This window comes from Shewanella sp. JNE2 (assembly GCF_023159115.1).
Lineage (GTDB): Bacteria > Pseudomonadota > Gammaproteobacteria > Enterobacterales > Shewanellaceae > Shewanella > Shewanella putrefaciens.
Genome location: NZ_CP096169.1, coordinates 2,872,866 through 2,890,203, shown reverse-complemented (window position 1 = coordinate 2,890,203; position 17,338 = coordinate 2,872,866). Strand labels below are relative to the sequence as shown.

Annotated in this window: 15 protein-coding genes and 3 pseudogenes; 8 read left to right on the top strand and 10 right to left on the bottom strand. The window is 45.1% G+C overall.

Annotated elements, in window-relative coordinates:
* Positions 1-36: 36 nt before the first annotated feature.
* Both MZ182_RS12850 and MZ182_RS12845 read right to left on the bottom strand, forming a co-directional pair.
* Positions 37-550 (bottom strand): annotated as a pseudogene (locus MZ182_RS12850) (transposase); the annotation flags it as partial.
* An 87-nt stretch (positions 551-637) separates the two neighbouring features.
* Entirely contained in the window at positions 638-1,843 is a 1,206-nt protein-coding gene (locus MZ182_RS12845; protein WP_086904945.1) for an RNA-guided endonuclease InsQ/TnpB family protein, read from the bottom strand.
* A gap of 45 nt (positions 1,844-1,888) precedes the next feature.
* Between MZ182_RS12845 and tnpA the strand changes: the two genes are divergently transcribed.
* Positions 1,889-2,305: an IS200/IS605 family transposase gene (gene tnpA, locus MZ182_RS12840; protein ID WP_248069368.1), complete on the top strand. Its 417-nt coding sequence runs from the start codon at positions 1,889-1,891 to the stop codon at positions 2,303-2,305.
* Positions 2,306-2,376: 71 nt separating this feature from the next.
* On the opposite strand, the pseudogene MZ182_RS12835 reads toward tnpA, so the two are convergent.
* Positions 2,377-2,820 (bottom strand): annotated as a pseudogene (locus MZ182_RS12835) (transposase); the annotation flags it as partial.
* Between the two features lie 63 nt (positions 2,821-2,883).
* Here MZ182_RS12835 and MZ182_RS21365 point away from each other — a divergent pair.
* Positions 2,884-3,120, top strand: a pseudogene (locus MZ182_RS21365) (NAD-dependent epimerase/dehydratase family protein); the annotation flags it as partial.
* A 15-nt stretch (positions 3,121-3,135) separates the two neighbouring features.
* Positions 3,136-3,363, top strand: coding sequence for a GIY-YIG nuclease family protein (locus MZ182_RS21360; RefSeq protein ID WP_411028100.1), 228 nt, complete (start codon positions 3,136-3,138; stop codon positions 3,361-3,363).
* A gap of 172 nt (positions 3,364-3,535) precedes the next feature.
* Here the strand turns inward: MZ182_RS21360 and MZ182_RS12820 are convergent, their stop codons facing one another.
* Together MZ182_RS12820 and MZ182_RS12815 are read right to left on the bottom strand one after the other, a co-directional pair.
* On the bottom strand, positions 3,536-4,168 hold the full coding sequence (locus MZ182_RS12820; RefSeq protein ID WP_232005158.1) for a HutD family protein: 633 nt from the start codon (positions 4,166-4,168) through the stop codon (positions 3,536-3,538).
* Between the two features lie 7 nt (positions 4,169-4,175).
* Positions 4,176-4,616, bottom strand: a complete 441-nt coding sequence (locus MZ182_RS12815) for a copper resistance protein NlpE (RefSeq protein ID WP_115014263.1) — start codon at positions 4,614-4,616, stop codon at positions 4,176-4,178.
* Between the two features lie 417 nt (positions 4,617-5,033).
* On the opposite strand from MZ182_RS12815, the gene MZ182_RS12810 reads away from it, so the two are divergent.
* The 4 genes from MZ182_RS12810 (at position 5,034) to MZ182_RS12795 (ending at position 9,263) form a co-directional block, all read left to right on the top strand.
* The gene (locus MZ182_RS12810; protein WP_086904477.1) at positions 5,034-6,395 is read left to right on the top strand and encodes a sensor histidine kinase; all 1,362 of its coding nucleotides are present in this window, start codon (positions 5,034-5,036) and stop codon (positions 6,393-6,395) included.
* Positions 6,396-6,718: 323 nt separating this feature from the next.
* Positions 6,719-7,609 carry a glucose-1-phosphate thymidylyltransferase RfbA gene (rfbA, locus tag MZ182_RS12805; RefSeq protein WP_115014267.1) on the top strand — a complete coding sequence of 297 codons (891 nt, stop codon included), beginning with the start codon at positions 6,719-6,721 and terminating at the stop codon, positions 7,607-7,609.
* Positions 7,596-8,135: a dTDP-4-dehydrorhamnose 3,5-epimerase gene (gene rfbC / locus MZ182_RS12800; RefSeq protein WP_014610875.1), complete on the top strand. Its 540-nt coding sequence runs from the start codon at positions 7,596-7,598 to the stop codon at positions 8,133-8,135. The genes rfbA and rfbC overlap by 14 nt, the downstream gene beginning before the upstream one ends.
* Positions 8,136-8,168: 33 nt before the next feature.
* Positions 8,169-9,263 (top strand): NADH:flavin oxidoreductase/NADH oxidase, encoded by a 1,095-nt coding sequence (locus MZ182_RS12795; RefSeq protein ID WP_248069366.1) that lies wholly within the window; start codon positions 8,169-8,171, stop codon positions 9,261-9,263.
* A gap of 108 nt (positions 9,264-9,371) precedes the next feature.
* On the opposite strand, the gene MZ182_RS12790 is transcribed toward MZ182_RS12795, so the two are convergent.
* The 4 genes from MZ182_RS12790 to MZ182_RS12775 form a co-directional block, all read right to left on the bottom strand.
* Positions 9,372-11,744 (bottom strand): YjbH domain-containing protein, encoded by a 2,373-nt coding sequence (locus tag MZ182_RS12790; RefSeq protein WP_248069364.1) that lies wholly within the window; start codon positions 11,742-11,744, stop codon positions 9,372-9,374.
* Positions 11,744-12,529 (bottom strand): capsule biosynthesis GfcC family protein, encoded by a 786-nt coding sequence (locus MZ182_RS12785; protein WP_014610872.1) that lies wholly within the window; start codon positions 12,527-12,529, stop codon positions 11,744-11,746. The genes MZ182_RS12790 and MZ182_RS12785 overlap by 1 nt, the downstream gene beginning before the upstream one ends.
* Before the next feature lie 8 nt (positions 12,530-12,537).
* Positions 12,538-13,248 (bottom strand): YjbF family lipoprotein, encoded by a 711-nt coding sequence (locus MZ182_RS12780; RefSeq protein WP_248069362.1) that lies wholly within the window; start codon positions 13,246-13,248, stop codon positions 12,538-12,540.
* Between the two features lie 148 nt (positions 13,249-13,396).
* On the bottom strand, positions 13,397-13,648 hold the full coding sequence (locus tag MZ182_RS12775; protein WP_248069360.1) for a hypothetical protein: 252 nt from the start codon (positions 13,646-13,648) through the stop codon (positions 13,397-13,399).
* Positions 13,649-14,131: 483 nt separating this feature from the next.
* On the opposite strand from MZ182_RS12775, the gene MZ182_RS12770 reads away from it, so the two are divergent.
* Complete coding sequence (locus MZ182_RS12770; RefSeq protein WP_011788828.1) at positions 14,132-15,256, top strand: patatin-like phospholipase family protein; 1,125 nt, start codon at positions 14,132-14,134, stop codon at positions 15,254-15,256.
* 142 nt (positions 15,257-15,398) lie between these two features.
* Here MZ182_RS12770 and MZ182_RS12765 read toward each other — a convergent pair whose 3' ends face one another.
* Positions 15,399-17,114 (bottom strand): proline--tRNA ligase, encoded by a 1,716-nt coding sequence (locus tag MZ182_RS12765; RefSeq protein WP_248069359.1) that lies wholly within the window; start codon positions 17,112-17,114, stop codon positions 15,399-15,401.
* Positions 17,115-17,338 lie beyond the last annotated feature (224 nt).

Genomic DNA, 17,338 nt, shown 5'->3' with positions numbered 1-17,338 from the left:
AAAATATGAGAGTTAGAGACTATAAAAGGCTATTTATTATAACGACACACGGTTGCTGTACATGAGCATAAACTGCCTCATGGCAGGCTTCCAATCTCGTAGTGGCATTGTCCACTTTTTAGCAATCTGGTGTAAAGCCAGATACAGCAACTTCAGCACCGCGTCATTACTCGGAAACGACCGCCTGGTCTTGGTCACCTGACGTAGGCTGGCATTGAGTGATTCGATGGCGTTGGTGGTGTAAATTACCTTGCGGATTTCCGGGGGACAGTCGAAGAAAACGCTAAGCCCTGTCCAGTTTTCGCGCCAAGATTTGCTGATACTTGGTTGCTGCTTATCCTACGTCTCGGCAAATTGCTTCAGGGCTAGTTCGATTTGCTGCAACGGCTTTACGCTCTTTCCAACTGACAAAGTGCAGGCTGTTGCGGATTTGATGCACGATGCACAGCTGTACCTGCGTTTTAGGGTAAACCGCTTATATCGCATCCGGTAAGCCCTCAAGGCCATCAACGCAGGCGATCAAGATATCTTCTACACCGCGGTTTTTAACGAACAGCGCGAAATTCTCCGACCATAGCTTATGAGCCAAAGCTATTGACATCCTCCTCGCCGTAAACGACGAGGATTCCTACTGCGGTTAGGCGCGAACGCCGGACTCGCTTCGGTGGGTTCCTGCTGCTGGCGGCATTGTTGCACCACTCACTTCACAGGCTAATCGGGCGTGTCCCGCCCTTAATACATTGATCGCGCCGACGACATCGGCGTTTTCTTCAAAGCCACATTCCACACAGGCAAACCGAGCTTGCGTGGCGCGGTTATCCTTCGATATGTGACCACAGCACGGACACGTCCGGCTGGTGTTTTTCGGTGGAACGGCGATCAGGTGGCCGCCATTCCATGCCAGCTTGTAATCGAGCTGGCGACGGAACTCAAACCAGCCTTGATCAAGAATGGCTTTATTCAGGCCTGACTTCGCCCTAACATTCCTACCCTGTTGCTCGGCGGTTCCTGCCGCTGATTTTGACATGTTTTTGACCTGCAAATCTTCAATACAGACTATCGCGTGGTTTTTGCTAATGTCGTTTGATATTTTATGCAGGTAGTCACGGCGGCTGTTGCCGATATTGGAATGAATGCGCTGAACTTTGGCTTTGGCCTTTTTCCAGTTATTGCTGAATTTTACCTTGCGGCTCATGGCCTGCTGCGCCTTGCGCAAAGCGGTTTCGTGCCGTTTGAAACTGTTGAGCGGGGCGTAGAAACGGCCATCGGACAGGGTGGCAAAGCGGGCAATGCCCATGTCAATGCCGATGGCATCGCCCTGATGCACGGCAATTTCAACTTCCCGCTCGGTCTGGATCGATACATACCACTTACCACAAACCTGACTGACCGTGACGTTTTTAATCTCACCTTCCACCGTCCGACTGTTGCGGTAACGCAGCCAGCCGAGCTTGGGCAGGAAGAGTCGATTATTGCCTTGCTCCAGTTTCACCCCTTGTGGATAGCGAAAGCTATCTGACTGACCCTTCTTTTTGAAGCGCGGGAAGTCTGCTCGTTTGGCAAAGAAATTTTTGTACGCCCGATCTAAATCTTTCAGCGACTGTTGCAGCGTTTGAGAAGGTGAATCAGACAGCCATTTTGTTTCTGGCTCTGCTTTCCATTGTGGTAACAGATTATTCAGTTCAAAGGCCGATAGTTTCTTTTCACCCTGCTCATGTCGTTCTTTTTGCAACGCCAGCGCCTTGTTATAGACAAACCGACAAGCACCGGAGAAGCGGCGCATCTGGCGCTGCTGCTCTCCAGTGACAATCAGTTCGAATTTGTAGGCTTGCAGTCGTTGCATGGCTTGCTCATACTGTGTCAATACAACTCAATTATAGATTGGTCTATGGAAATTGAAAGCGATTTAAGGCATGGCAGGCATTGTGTTTTTAAAATGCACGTTCATTTGGTCTTTGTAACAAAATACCGACGAAATGTCTTTACCAAAGAAGTGCTGGATGATCTAAAAATCTTTTTTGAAAAGGTCTGTCTTGATTTTGAATCAGAGCTGGTTGAGTTCGACGGTGAAGACGACCATGTGCATTTGTTGGTGAATTACCCGCCGAAGGTGGCCGTGTCGAATCTGGTTAACAGTCTCAAAGGTGTATCCAGCCGGATGATCCGAAAAAAGAATTACCCTTCGATCAAAATGAAACTCTGGGGAGGTGCGCTCTGGTCGCCCAGTTATTTTGCGGGGAGCTGTGGTGGTGCGCCAATTGAGATCATCCGGCAGTATATTGAGCAGCAACAAACTCCGGCGTAGCCCTCAGAACGGCTTCGCCGTTGCGCTATTCATCCTCGCCCTGAACGGCGAGGTTTTCCGCGCTATCCGATAAGTACTGCATTAGTTACTTGTGAGATAAAGGTCGGCGAGACTTCAACACCATAGGTTTCTTCAAAGTGGGCTTGGATATCACGGGTAGACATGCCTCTGGCGTAAAGCGAGACGATGTGCTAATCAAAGCCGCCGAGCTGTTTCTCGCCTTTCTTGATGAGCTTAGGCTCAAAGCTGCCATTTCGGTCTCGCAGTGGGTCAAGCTCAATGTCGCCGTGAATAGTGCGTACTGATTTACGGCTTTTACCGTTAAGGGAGTTGCCAGTATTTTTACCGGCCGCATCATGTTTGGCATAACCAAGATGCTGCTCCATCTCGGCTTCAAGAGCACGCTCAGCAAGCTTTTTAGTCAACTGCTTAAGGATACCTTGCTCACCAAGCAGGTCTTGAGGGGATTTGTAATCAGCTAATAACTAATCGATAAGCTGGTCTGATACTGGCATTCTTTTTTCCTTTCAAATACATGGATAGAATGCCACTTACACAGATCTTTTTATACTCTCACTTTTATTAATGCTTATATAGCTAATCGTGGGGCTATGGCTCAGTTATTTGAAACTGAGTAATTCGATCGTGTGATCCATCTTACTGCACAGGCAGGTGTGCGTTATTCGATAGAAAACCCTCACGTTTATGCGGATGCAAACCTTGTTGGTCACCTAAATATTCTTGTGGGATGTCATCAAACCAAAGTCAAACATTTAGTTTATGCATATTCTAGTTCAGTCTATGCAGTAACGAGTCATCTAGAGCAGCGGATATGGCAGCATAAAAACGCTATTATTGATGGATTTACCCATAAATATAAAGTTGATCAGTTAGTGTACTTTGAGTCTCATCAATCTATGTATGAGGCTATCACTAGAGAAAAACAGCTGAAAAAATGGCGTCGTGAATGGAACATTGAGCTGATTAATTCACAAAATCCAACGTGGCAAGATTTATGGTACACGGTAATATCTGGATCCCCGCGTCCGCGAGGATGAAAGTGTAAAGGGGGGAGGATGACGGTGTGAAAGCGAGGATGGCCGCCTAAGAGTGGCTAGGATGACAACGTAACAGAAATCGGCTTTTTCCGTAATCCGTCCTCCGTCAGCGCAGCGTTCCGTCAATTGTGAACTAAGCGTTCTGTTATCTAGGAAGGTTACTTTGCAATTTTTAGGACGTCCCTTTGTTCCTACTAAGGCTAATGCAGAGCCATTTGGTTGGATTATCACTTTTGAAATTGAGCGGTTCGCCAGGGGGGCAGAGCAATAAATCGTAGCGTTCAAGCTCAGTTAAATGGCCATTCTGGTCCCATATAACGGGTTCTAAACACAAGAGTAATTGCAGTGGCATGCAAACGTTTTGCTCCTGTGTTGTGTCGAGTGTGTTTTCGCTTGAATCAGAGATAAAAGTGTCGTTAATGCAGATTTTTTCGATATTGGAGCTATATTTGTCCCGTTTGGTCATAACATTGAAATCGAGAACTGGGTCATCCAGTAATTGGCTCTCAATTTGAGTTTCACCCTTAAAATTAAACGGGGCATTATTGGGGGTTAATAGGGTGCTGCTATTGAGGCTATCTCCTTGAATGTGCAGTTTGAGCCCTTCACCTTCGAGTAAGCATAGTTGCCTATCTATGCCGATAAATAGTGAGAAAGGGCCGCTGCTCGAAACGCTGGCTATGCTTATCCGATAATCAAAATCAGATAAATCCGCATGGCTTGGGGAAATCAGTAACTGTTTGGTACTGCCGCCGCCATTTTTCCATGTTGTTGATGGGCATTCCCGATAACGGATAAGTTGCATATTTTTATCAACCTTTCTTCTTCAATACATAATGCTCGGCAAGTTCACCGGTAATGCGTTTGCCCTCAGTGTCTAGCATGATGAGTTGGTTTTCACCGACCAAATATTGACTACCATCCGCTAGGGTGATGTTGCGCCCTTGATCATCCCAAACTGCGGTGCCTGTTACTTTGAAAATCCGCTCATCTTTGCCTAAATAAACAGTCTTTAGCTCGAAGCTGTTATCTGCCCGCAGGCTGATATGGGTTTGGATCCCCTCACAGCTTGCACAGGGAACGACGCCTTCATATTCACCGGGCCAGTCGAGTGCATTTTTGCTGGTATCGCCAAGGGAAATGCTGGCCGTTGCCTCGGTTTGTGCCGCCGTATTTGCACTTGGTTGTGCGGGCTCTGAGCAGGCGGTGGTGAACAGGGCTAAAAAGGTGATTGTTAAGAGTGATTTGTTCATACTCGATCCCATTTGTTGAGTAAAATTTAGCATGTCAGTTGTTATCATACTCGGCAAGGTGTATTGAGCAAAATTTCTCTTATTATCATGTTATAACAATGTGTTATTTGCACCTCGATTGTTTATTTAGCTGATGGAACTTGCCCTTGGTGAAGATAAATTGTTGAAGTGATTGCATGCTCTCGCTCTGATTTTTCACTCTAACGACTCATCATTTGAGTTGAATAATGGCACTTCACTCCTCGTTTCGTGTTTATGAATTGGCAATAGAGAACAAAATTTAATCTCGAAATGTCAACATGGCCTCGTCACTTCCTAGATTGAATCTATACTAAAATCTATCTCTTAGCGCTTGGGAGGTGGGCTTGTGGCGTTATCCAAAAACAATACAGAATCTTTAGGTGGATCAATATCATTATGACGCGCATGTTAGACAGAATTCTATTCGATGTGAGTAAGTCCCAGGTGATCGATCAGGGGGATTTAACACAGGCATCGCAGTTGATTGTGTCATCCGTCTGCAAGGGACTTAATATTTCCCGCGCCGGGATCTGGCTGTGGAGTGAAGATCACCAAAGTATTCAGTGTTTTTTCCTGCTCGATAATGCGCGCGTGCAGGAGCCATTAGTCATAACCCGCAGCCAATATCCTCATTATTTCAGCTTGCTAGATAACGAACGCACTATCGTTGCTAATCACGCGCAAACGGATCTTGCTACCCATGAGTTTTTGGCTGGGTATTTGCAGCCAAATCACATCACCTCAATGCTCGATAGCCCAATACGACGCAGTGGCAAGATGGTTGGGATTATTTGCTCTGAACATCAAGGCACACCCCGTGAATGGACTCGGGATGAAAAAGCATTTGCTTCCGCGCTAGCCGATTTGTTTGCACGTGCAATGAGTGCGAAGGAAATTTTTGATTATCAACAACAACTAAAGGCCATCAATGCGGATCTTGAAAGCCAAGTTGAACATAGAACAAAAGAATTAGAGGCGGCATTAGCTAACCTGAGTGCGACCCAAAACCACCTCGTCGAGAATGAAAAAATGGCGGCACTGGGAAGCTTAGTCGCTGGGGTCGCCCATGAGGTCAATACACCATTGGGGATAGCGGTGACGTCGGTAACCCATTGTTTAGATGAACTGGCGTTATTGAAGGGATTTTTTGAGCGTAATGAACTGGATGAAGATAAGTTTTTAAGTTTTATTAATACTATGCAAGATGGATTAGGGTTAATTGAACGCAATCTTTCACGGGCGGCTGAGTTAGTGCATAACTTTAAACGTACGGCGGCCGATCAGTCCGTTCTGGAGCGTGAACGCTTTAATCTAAAGACCTATATATTCCAAATTTTTAGCTCGTTAAGACCTTTAATGCGTAAGAAAAACATTACCTTAACCGTTGAGTTAGATGATAATATTTTTATCGACTCTTATCCCGGTGCAATTGCGCAAATATTTACTAACTTAGTGGCTAATAGTTTTCGCCATGGTTTTCCTGATGATTTTACTGGAGATAAAGCAATCACTATTCGGGTTGACAAGCTCAATGAACAAATTCGAATGATGTATCAGGATAACGGTGTGGGTATGTCCGATGAGGTTAAGGCGAAGGCGTTTGAGCCCTTTTTCACTACCGCGCGTAAGGAAGGCGGCACTGGGCTGGGTATGTCCATTATTTATAATCTGGTGACGCAGAAATTAAATGGCAGTATTTTGCTGACTTCCTCTCCCAATCAAGGCGTAAAAGTCGAAATTCAGATCCCCGAGCGGTAAAGAGGACACTCGCTGGCTCGCTCTAGAACCCCCCTGTGTGGCTATAGACTCTAGCAGCGAAGCGCTCTAGTTTCTACGAACGCCGCTGTGCGGCTACGGAATGTCACTGCGTGACTGACTGTTTACAGAACGGGCTTCGCCCTGACGGAGAGTGAGCTTGCGAGCGTTCGGTAATCCGTCAATCGTAAACGAAGTGTTCTGTAATCCAGGACACTGCTTCGCAATTTCTAGCACCTAGCAAGCCTTTGGCCGGTCTGCTTTTCCCTGCGTTTGTATGCTACACTCTTTGCACTTTAGTTGATTCACTAATCCTAGATATATCAATGAGAAAAGGCATTTTACTGGCGGGGGGCACTGGCTCTCGGCTCTATCCTATGACGCAGGTTGTGTGTAAGCAACTGCTGCCAATCTATGATAAACCTATGATTTATTATCCCCTTGTCACCCTAATGCAGGCTGACATTCGGGAGATATTGATCATTTGCACTCCCCATGATTTGCCGCTTTTTCGTGCCCTGTTAGGGGATGGTACCCGTTGGGGGATTCGGCTCGAGTATGCCGAGCAGTCGTCACCAAAGGGTTTGGCTGAGGCATTAATCATTGCCGAGTCTTTTTTAGCGGGTGATGCATGTGCGCTTATCTTAGGTGATAACTTATTTTACGGTCAGCATCTTAGCGCTAACCTACAAAAAGCATTACAAATGCAATCGGGTGCGACTATCTTTGGCTATCATGTGGCGAATCCTAATGCCTATGGCGTGGTTGAATTTGATGATTCAGGAAAGGCCATTTCAATTGAAGAGAAACCCTTAGCGGCGCGGTCTTCCTACGCGATTCCCGGATTGTATTTTTTTGATAGTCGAGCCTGTGATTTTGCTAAGAGTGTGCATCCTTCGGCGCGGGGAGAGTTGGAAATTGTCGATGTGATCAGCCGATATTTGAGTTTAGGTGAACTACAAGTAGAGATTATGGGTCGAGGAACCGCCTGGCTTGATACTGGGACACCCGACGCTATGGCTGAGGCAACACAATTTATTGCCGCGATTGAAAAACGGCAAGGGCTCAAAATCAATTGCCCTGAAGAAACAGCATTTTATCTAGGCTGGATTGATGCTGTACAGCTACAAGCCTTGGCGCACCCTTTATTGAAAAGTGGTTATGGTGAGTATTTGTTAGGACTGCTTAATAAACAGGTATTTAATGAAGTGTATTGAAACTGAGCTAGCTGAGGTGCTGGTATTTGAGCCCCAGGTATTTGGCGATGAACGCGGCTTTTTTATGGAAACGTTTAGGCAATCTTATTTTGACGATTGCCTTGCCAATCGAGGACTCCCAGCCGCTGTTTTTGTTCAAGATAATCACAGCCGATCACAGCAAAATGTTCTACGGGGATTACATTATCAATTGCTGCAACCCCAAGGGAAACTTGTGCGAGTGTGTGCGGGAAGTATTTTCGATGTTGCCGTGGATATTCGTGAAAATTCATCGACCTATGGGAAATGGGTCGGTCGAATATTATCGGCCGATAATCATTTACAGATGTGGATCCCACCTGGTTTTGCCCACGGTTTTTACGTGCTGAGTGATTATGCCGATGTGATTTACCGTTGCACCGATTATTACGCGCCGCAGGATGAATATGTGCTTGCTTGGGACCATGCCGACTTTGCCATCGATTGGCCCTTGCTAGCTGCACCTATTTTATCGACGCGGGATAGCGACGCCAGCGCCGCATCATAAAACCAATCAGGCTTTGTATTAGAAGGAATGACAATGAGCTTATTATTTTCGCCTTTGACCTTAGGTCAACTCGAGTTAGCAAACCGGATTATTATTGCGCCTATGTGCCAGTATTCGGCGGAAAACGGTCAAGCAACCGATTGGCATACGATTCACTTAGGCAGCATGGCGTTATCGGGAGCGGGAATACTCATTTTAGAGGCGACTGCTGTTTTGCCCAATGGCCGGATCTCCTATGCAGATTTAGGCCTGTGGGATGACAAAACGGAAGCGGCCTTAGATAAAACACTCAAATCTATCCGCAAGTATTCAAATATGCCGATGGCGATACAACTTGCCCATGCGGGACGTAAAGCATCAACTCGAAAACCTTGGGAAGGTGGCGGCACTATTGCCCCCGATGAACTTAATGGTTGGCAAACGATAGCCCCTTCAGCGCAGGCATTTTATCAAGACGCCGCATTACCCCAGGCGATGACGTTCGATGACATTGATGAGCTTATCGCGGCATTTGTTAGTTCTGCGCAAAGAGCCGAACGATTAGGGCTCGATGGAATTGAAATTCATGCTGCCCATGGTTATTTGCTGCATCAGTTTTTATCACCATTATCGAACCAACGTACTGATAAATATGGTGGTAGCTTAGAGAACCGTCTGCGCTTATTGTTAGCCGTGTTTGATGCCATTAAGGCCGTTATATCGCCTAAAATGGTGCTCGGTGTGCGGATTTCGGCAACCGATTGGGTCGATGGAGGTTGGGATTTAGCCCAAAGCCTAGTCTTGGCAAAGGCATTAGAGGCCCGAGGCTGTGATTTTATCCATGTGAGTACCGGCGGGTTAAGTCCGCTGCAGCAAATCCCTGTGGCAGAACACTTTCAAGTGCCTTTTGCCGATGCCATTAAAGCTGAGGTCAATATGCCTGTGATTGCCGTGGGATTAATCACGGATGCCAATAAAGCGGAAACGATTCTGGCACAGGGGCAAGCCGATGCTATCGCGCTCGCTCGCACTATGCTCTATGACCCACATTGGCCTTGGCATGCGGCAGCAACATTAGGTGCAACGGTCAAAGCGCCGCCACAGTACTTACGCTCATCGCCCCATGGGATTAAATCACCAATAGAGTAGAGCGCTTATTGCTATTCATGGATGGGATTGAGTTTGTGATTTTTAATTTCTGTTAGGGGCAAAAAACGGGCAAGATAGTTCTTGCCCGTTTTTCGTTTTAGCTAGGTACTATTTTGCTGGTTCAACACTCGGTCTGGTATACCAGGGCGCACGAGCGTCAGTGACATCAAATAAGTTGTACTTACGCCCAAGCATTTGACCGCCATCTCGTGTCAGTGGTATCCAAGAGAGGAAAGCACGACTGTGAGTTGACTTAATGGTCATCAGATCAAATGGAACCGAGATATAGAAGCCTTTAGTAAAACTGCCTTCACCATACTCATCTGCAGACAGGTTTGTTTTAGTGGCAAAGGCCCCTACAATCACTCCGCTATCAAATTGTTTTGATAAATCAACGGTGACACCTTTATCTTCAGTGAGATATTGTCCAGCACTTACCCTGAGTAAAGTATTAGGGAACCACTCGGGTTGATAATAAACCGTAGCATGCCCAGTCATTGCGCCTGTTTGTACTCTATAGGCTCGGCCGATGAGAGGGTCAAACTGATGTTCGTCTTTAAAGAAACCAAACATATTGTCTGGATCCCGTTGTTTTACATAGTTGACATCGATACCAAAGGCCCATTGACTATTGAGTGGGCGATACATAAATTCGGTTCCGACACCGCCATACATCATCTCTAAATAACCACCATAGGCTTGGTAGGAGACATTATCGCTAAGATTGTCCATCCAAGTGAGTTGAAGGTTATTCATCCTTACAGGGTTATCATGAACGTATTGACGGATCAGCGTTCGAACACGTTTTAAGTCAGTACCATCTGGTGGCACATCGTATAAAAACTTATCGTAGTTATCGTATAAGTTGAGGTAAAGAGAACCGCCAAATTCAAAGTTATCGGTAAACTTATAATTTGCGCTACCCGTTACGCCAATATTAAACATATAGAAGCCTTCAGAGCCGCCGAAGGATTGCACCATAGTGGGAGAAACATCAAATCCCAGTTTGTCTAGCCAGTCTGTGTTTGTTTGGGTCACGAGGGTGCCTTGGGGGGCACTCGGTACACTGACTTGGCTTGCATCACTCACTTTTGCGTTGAGATATGCAAAATTGGCCACTTTGGCAAATTTTTCAGCATCGATACGGGTTTCTGTAATCGGTTGACTGTAATGGGTTTCAATCAGACGATATTCTTTAATTTGGGATAGGGCGCTATTGTTGGCGAGTATTGTCGCCGCTCTGTGGTGAGCCTCGCTTCTATCGCGAAACTTAGTCTGTTCACCAACAACTGTGATCCTATCTGCTGCAAGATAAATTTTTGCATTGTTATAGCCTGCAATATGTTGCAGATCCTGCGCAACCTTATTCCAGTCAGTCGTTTCTGTTGCAGCGGTTGATAGAGATGCAGTATTCACTGTGCTTTCAACGTTTAGGGCCGTATCTGCTTGAATGCTGTCCGTATTGCTCTCTAGATATGAAGCAGTATCAACTGAGGCTACGCTTGATGGGGTATCTTCCGTCTGCGCTAATTGCACTTGGGTCATAGGTGCTGCGGGTAGCGGTTTATATTTAGCCGCAGCAGGATCGCGTTTAATTTGCGTTAAGGTATTAAAGTTCGTCTGCAAGCTAAAGCCGAGCGTCCAAGTATTACCGCGCTCATAGCTTAAATGCAGATCTCCCCAGTTACCAAAACGATACAGTAAGCCGTAGTTAAACTTGCTGTCCTGAGTCATATCTATACCGCCCCGTACGACGGGAAAATCAGACTCGTAATCGTTGGCGTCATATTCCACTTTTACCCTAAGTGGATCCCAAGGGGTTTGGTATTCCACACCGCCAAAGAGTGCTGCACAGCCTTTAAACCAACGCTGATAATCGACTTCACCGCCCTTACCACCATAGGAAGTGTCTCGGTCACAGTTATCGTTAAGATCTTTTTTATCCGAGGTTAAATTACCGCTATTTCCGATATAGCCCCAGCCAATACCCAGCGTAAAATCCAAAGGGCCGACTCTTTTTGTGGCGGCAATAAATTCGCCATCAAATAATCCTGTGCCGCCAAAGTCACGTACACCGATAGATGTTTCTGGTAGCCAATTGCTCTCTTCAAGCAGTCTAAATTTAAAGTCTATGCCTTTATCCGTGTATTTAGTGTTACCGCTAAAACTAGGATCATCGCTATATAATAGATCGTGCACTAAGGTGTATCGTACTGTGGTTTCAAACCAAGGAAACAATTGCACTGATGCAGTATAGTGTTGATATTCATCGTTATATGTGGTCGAAAAATTAAATTCACCCTCAGCGGTCATGCGGCCAGTGGGCATTTGCATTAAGCCAACACCGCCAAAATCCGATTGCGAAGGTAACAGCGTTGGATAAGCAAATTCATCAGCGGAGGCATGTAACAGTGGCAAGAGTGCCAGCGAAAGCGCAGATAAACGGCCTAAGGTATGGATGGAATGGCTAGGCTTTTTCATTACAGAGTCCGATTCTTGAGTAATTCAATGATGTTTTCATTTAAATTGGCGTAGCCATCAAATAGGCTTGAAAACTCAACAAAAAGTGTTGCACCAGGGGCGATATCCTGTGCTTGGTGATTCCAATAGGCGATAGGTTGTCTAATTGCGTTGCCATCGGGTTGAATAATCCAAACAAAGCTGGTTTCTGCGTTCTCGAGTAAACCTGCTTGTTTTAGGTAATCTTTACTGCTCGCTTGGCTCTGCCATGGCATATTGCCTGTTTGAGAGACAGCGCCAACAAGTGTAATCGTGCTGGGACGAGGGGGGAGAACGAGTTGATATTTACCCTCGATAATGGCGTTATAAGACTCGGTAATACGAATCGCATCAATATCTAAGGGCTGCATGACTCGCTGCCCCAGCTTAATGCCACGTAAAAACTGCGCTAATTGGGCAAGCTTAGTAATGTAGCGACTATCATTCGTAGCTTCTCCCATTTGCGCGAGCTGAGAGAGTACTTGTTGGCGTTTAGTTTCTAATACTGCGGTATTTTCAAGATCCACTAAGGCTGCGCCTAACCAGTAAATAGGCATAACCTCTTTGTTATTCGTTTTATTATAGAGAGGCAGTTGTTGTAATCCATCTTGCACTGTTTGCCCAATACGAATGCCAGTAGGATAAACGATATGCAGTGGTGCATCTTGAGTCGAGGAGGTTGTTACAAACAGCTGAGTTTCGGCATAAGCCACTGTCGAGAATACTGAACTCACTAGCAGCGCCAAAGGTGTTAAATAGGATTTCATCGTGTCTCCTAAGACGCAAATGGCTTGAGTAAGATAATGTCGATAAAAGGCAGATTAGGCGCAATTTTCTGACGACTTTTTACCACATGCCCATTATCTGGCTTTAGCCAAAAATCATTTTGATATTGAATATTTAGACCTTCAACAGATACCGTTTCGCTATAGTGTAATAGCTGCGTTGGGGTATCGTTGATCAGGACGTTTTCGTCGGCAATCAATTTAAATTGAGAAGTCACTTTATAACCATAGTGGTACCAAGGTTGCCAGTCGAGTGTGCGAGTCCAGGTTTTGGGGGTGTTGTCTAAATGCAAACCTAGCACAATAGGATCAGGCTCATGGCTTTCTACTGCAGCTAAATTACCCTCCAGCAGATTATGGGTTTTAATTAAGCGTCCATTGACTGTCACTAACATACCATTATCTGCAGATAACCATTTTAGCTCTGTGGTGTCAGGCTCTGGTCTAACATGGGAAAGGGTCACTTTAGGTTCTGCAAAGGCTAAAACCACAAATGCCTGAGGGGTGTCGCCTATCTTGGCATAAATACTGGCATAGGGATTCGATTTCACTTGTTCAGACGTGAGCTTAACGTCATCCTCACCGAGAAATGCTAATTTGATGGTATCGTTGAGGGCGCTAATTCGTTGACTACAACCCGTTATGCCCATCAATACAGTGGAAATGGTTAGTAGTCGCAATAGATTTTTATTTATACGCATCCGAGTTGCTTATTCTCAATAGTAATAAATATCAAATGTAGAGAGATGTGAGAGTGATTTCAACCCATTTTGGTATTCATCTATCTCAAAATATGCTTTAAAAAAAACAACCGCCAATTGGCGGTTGTTTTTACTTATCCAAGATGGATTAGTTAGAACCAGTAGTAGTACCAGTGCCTGTACCAGTGCTGGTGATTGGGTTACCATCAGAGCCATTAGAGGCTACAACAACACCCGCAACAACTGCACCAGCAGCGATTGCACCCGCAGCAAGACCACCAACAGCACCACCAGTGGTTGCGCCACCAGTTGCAGTACCTGCTTCAGTTTCTGCAGCGTTAACAGATACAGAAGCGAACATAGTTAAAGCAGTAACAAGTGCTAATGAAGTTTTTTTCATAGTGATTCCCTTTTAGAAAAAATTAACCTAATTTTTAGCTAATCTAGTACGGCATGATAGGCGATTCAAGTGCAATGTTCAATGTTAAATTTATTTAAGTATTCCAACTTTTGACTGATATTTAGTCTTGAACCTAAGAAATACTCCTTATTTTTTAATATGTTTTGGAGATTGTGATACGAATTAAGATAGACCTAATGAATGCTTTTTCCTTATATCATTTTCAATGTACATATACAAAGTCCTAGCCGTATATGCTGCAATGTCAATGTTTTTAGTATGAGATTTTCAGACTCTCGAGCTGAGGTTAGGCACAAGTAGCTGTGGATTGTTATTTATTCGATCTTCGTTTCTATAACAACATTATTTGTTTCCAAAACTTTAAAATTGCATAAATTCTCTAAGGATCAAGTGCTCGGACTTGCTTTTTAGCGATATGCATTGCTTTAATAAATTATTAAAACAATGAATTGGGCCTGTACATTGCCAACATCTACAGCATTAGTTCTCGGCGGCGGTGGTGCTCGAGCCGCCTATCAAGTAGGCGTGTTAAAGGCACTCGTTCAGCTTTATCCACGCAACCATGGTATTCCCTTTAAAATCATTTGCGGAACATCCGCTGGAGCCATTAATGGTACTGCGATTGCGACCCATGCATCTTGCTTTCACCTTGGAGTGAGAAAACTGGAATGGGTCTGGCGCCATTTTGAAACTCGAAAAGTTTATCGTGCCTCTATTTTTGGGGTATTGAGCCATTTAGCAAAAATGGCACTTAAAGGAATGCAGGATGATAAAGTGAATACGGATGCGGGTAGTTTGCTTGATAATGATCCCTTAAGAAAACTGCTTAACGAACTTATCGATTTCAAACGGATTGACCGTAATATACGCAGTGGCTCACTGACAGCGCTGAGTGTGGATACATCCTGTTATAACAATTCCCGTTCAGTGACGTTCTTTCAAGCCTCTCGGGATATTGATAATTGGACAAGAGCAAGACGTAGTGGTCAACGTATGATGCTCAATACTGAGCATTTGTTAGCGAGTTCAGCGATTCCTATGGTGTTTCCATCCATTAAGCTCAATCAGGCTTATTATGGTGATGGTTCGGTTCACCAACTTGCACCATTATCAAGTCCTATCCACTTAGGTGCCAAAAAACTATTAGTGATTAACTTAGATAGCCCGCATAAGCACTTTCCGATGGAATTGGAATACCACCCAAAAACAGCCACTATTGCAGGTCATCTACTTGATACTATCTTTTCAGATACCCTTAATAGCGATCTTGAAAGATTAGAGCGGATCAATAATACCTTGGCGCAGATCCCCGAGGAAAGCCGTAAAAAACTGACGTTACAGCCTATAAAAACCTTAGTTATCAAACCGAGTGAAGACTTAAGTAAGCTTGCCGCGCGGTTTTATGACGATATGCCTTGGGCAATAAGGGTTTTACTTGGTTTTACCGGCATTAATCGCCAGTCAGATTCGAGTATTGTGTCTTACTTATTGTTTGAAAAATCCTATACCAGTGCGTTAATCGATTTAGGGTATAAAGATGCAATGGAGCAAATGAATGAGCTTAAAGCCTTTTTTGATTTAAACTAGACCTATGAGCCGAGTTTGCCCTGTTTTAGCCAATGATGATGTACTGATATTCACGATCGTTAAAATAGACTTTTCAATGACAATAAAAAACGCACTTAATCTTAAGTGCGTTTTTTCATGCTTATCTGAGTAACATTAAGCGTTAGCTTTTAACCGCATTTTTCAGAAAATCAACAAGTTGATCGAACGGAATATCTTGTTTCTCACCTGTGCGGCGGTTTTTGTATTCAAATACGCCCGCATCGATATTGCGATCGCCAATCACCACTGTATGTGGGATACCAATCAGCTCCATATCGGCGAACATCACGCCTGGACGCTCTTTACGATCATCCAATAACACTTCGATACCCGCTGCGCTTAAGTCTTTGTATAACTGCTCGGCGATATCGGTGACGCGGTGTGACTTGTGCATATTCATTGGTAAAATGCCCACACTGAACGGCGCAATCGCTTCTGGCCATACAATGCCGCGGTCATCAAAGTTTTGCTCAATCGCAGCGGCTACAATACGGCTCACGCCAACACCGTAGCAACCCATCAGCAATACCTGAGATTTACCGTTTTCATCAAGAACCGTGGCATTCATTGATTTAGAGTAGTTAGTGCCGAGTTGGAAGATATGGCCGACTTCAATACCGCGTGCCATCGCATAAATCCCTAAACCATCAGGTGTGGGTTCACCTTCAACCACGTTACGGATATCGGCCGCTTGGGCTAGTGGCAGATCGCGCTCCCAGTTGATACCAAAGTAGTGTTTATCATCCACGTTGGCACCGGCTGCAAAATCGCTCATCACGCTGACGCTATGGTCGATAATGATTGGCATATTCAGACCAACAGGGCCAAGTGAACCTGGACCTGCGCCAATGGCGTCACGGATCAGGGCTTCTGGCGCCATTTCCAATGGTGATGCGACTAAGTCTAACTTGTCGGCTTTGACTTCGTTGAGTTCATGGTCGCCACGAACGATTAACGCTACTAGCGGAGCGGCTTCGGTCGCACCTTTAACGATTAAGGTTTTGACTGTTTTAGTGATATCCAAATCAAACTGCTCAACTAATTCCGCAATGGTCTTTGCATTTGGGGTATCGACTAAACGCAATGCTTCAGTGGCTGCGCCGCGTGGTTCAGTTGGCATAGGTGATTCGGCTTTCTCAATGTTAGCTGCGTAATCGCTGCCCGTTGAGTAAGCAATTAAATCTTCACCGCTTTGTGCTAGTACGTGGAACTCGTGTGACATGCTGCCACCGATTGAACCCGTATCGGCTAAAACTGGGCGGAAAGCCAAGCCCATACGCGATAGAATGTTGCTATAGGCTGTGTACATGGCCTCATAGGTTTCATTCATGGTATCGACGTCAAGATGGAAAGAATAAGCATCTTTCATCAAGAATTCCCGTGAGCGCATCATGCCAAAACGTGGGCGAACTTCATCACGGAATTTGGTTTGGATTTGGTAAAGGTTCAGCGGTAATTGCTTGTATGAGCTGACTTCTTTACGAATGAGATCGGTGATCACTTCTTCATGGGTTGGCCCCAGTACGAAGTCGCGATTGTGACGATCTTTAAAGCGCAGTAGCTCTGGACCAAATTTGTCCCAACGACCCGTTTCTACCCACAAATCAGCCGGTTGTACCATCGGCATTAGAATTTCAATCGCTCCGGCTTTGTTCATTTCTTCACGAACAATCGCTTCGACTTTTCGTAGTACACGTAAGCCCGTGGGGAGATAGCTGTAAAGGCCAGACGCATTACGACGGATCATGCCCGCACGTAACATTAATTGATGACTAATGACCTCTGCATTGGCAGGAGTTTCTTTTTGTGTTGATAGCAGGTACTTGCTGACGCGCATTACCGATGTCCAAATTTGAGTTGAATGGGCGCCATTTTATCACCTGCTTTGGTGATGTCACCTAGGGATTTAGGTTAAATTCAGTTAGCTGACAGATAAATGGCATTTTTTGATGCTGGATAACGGATAACGGATAACGGATAACGGATAACGGATAACGGATAACGGATAACGGATAACGGATAACGGATAACGGAGGAAGAGCGCTGCTAGTATCAAGATTC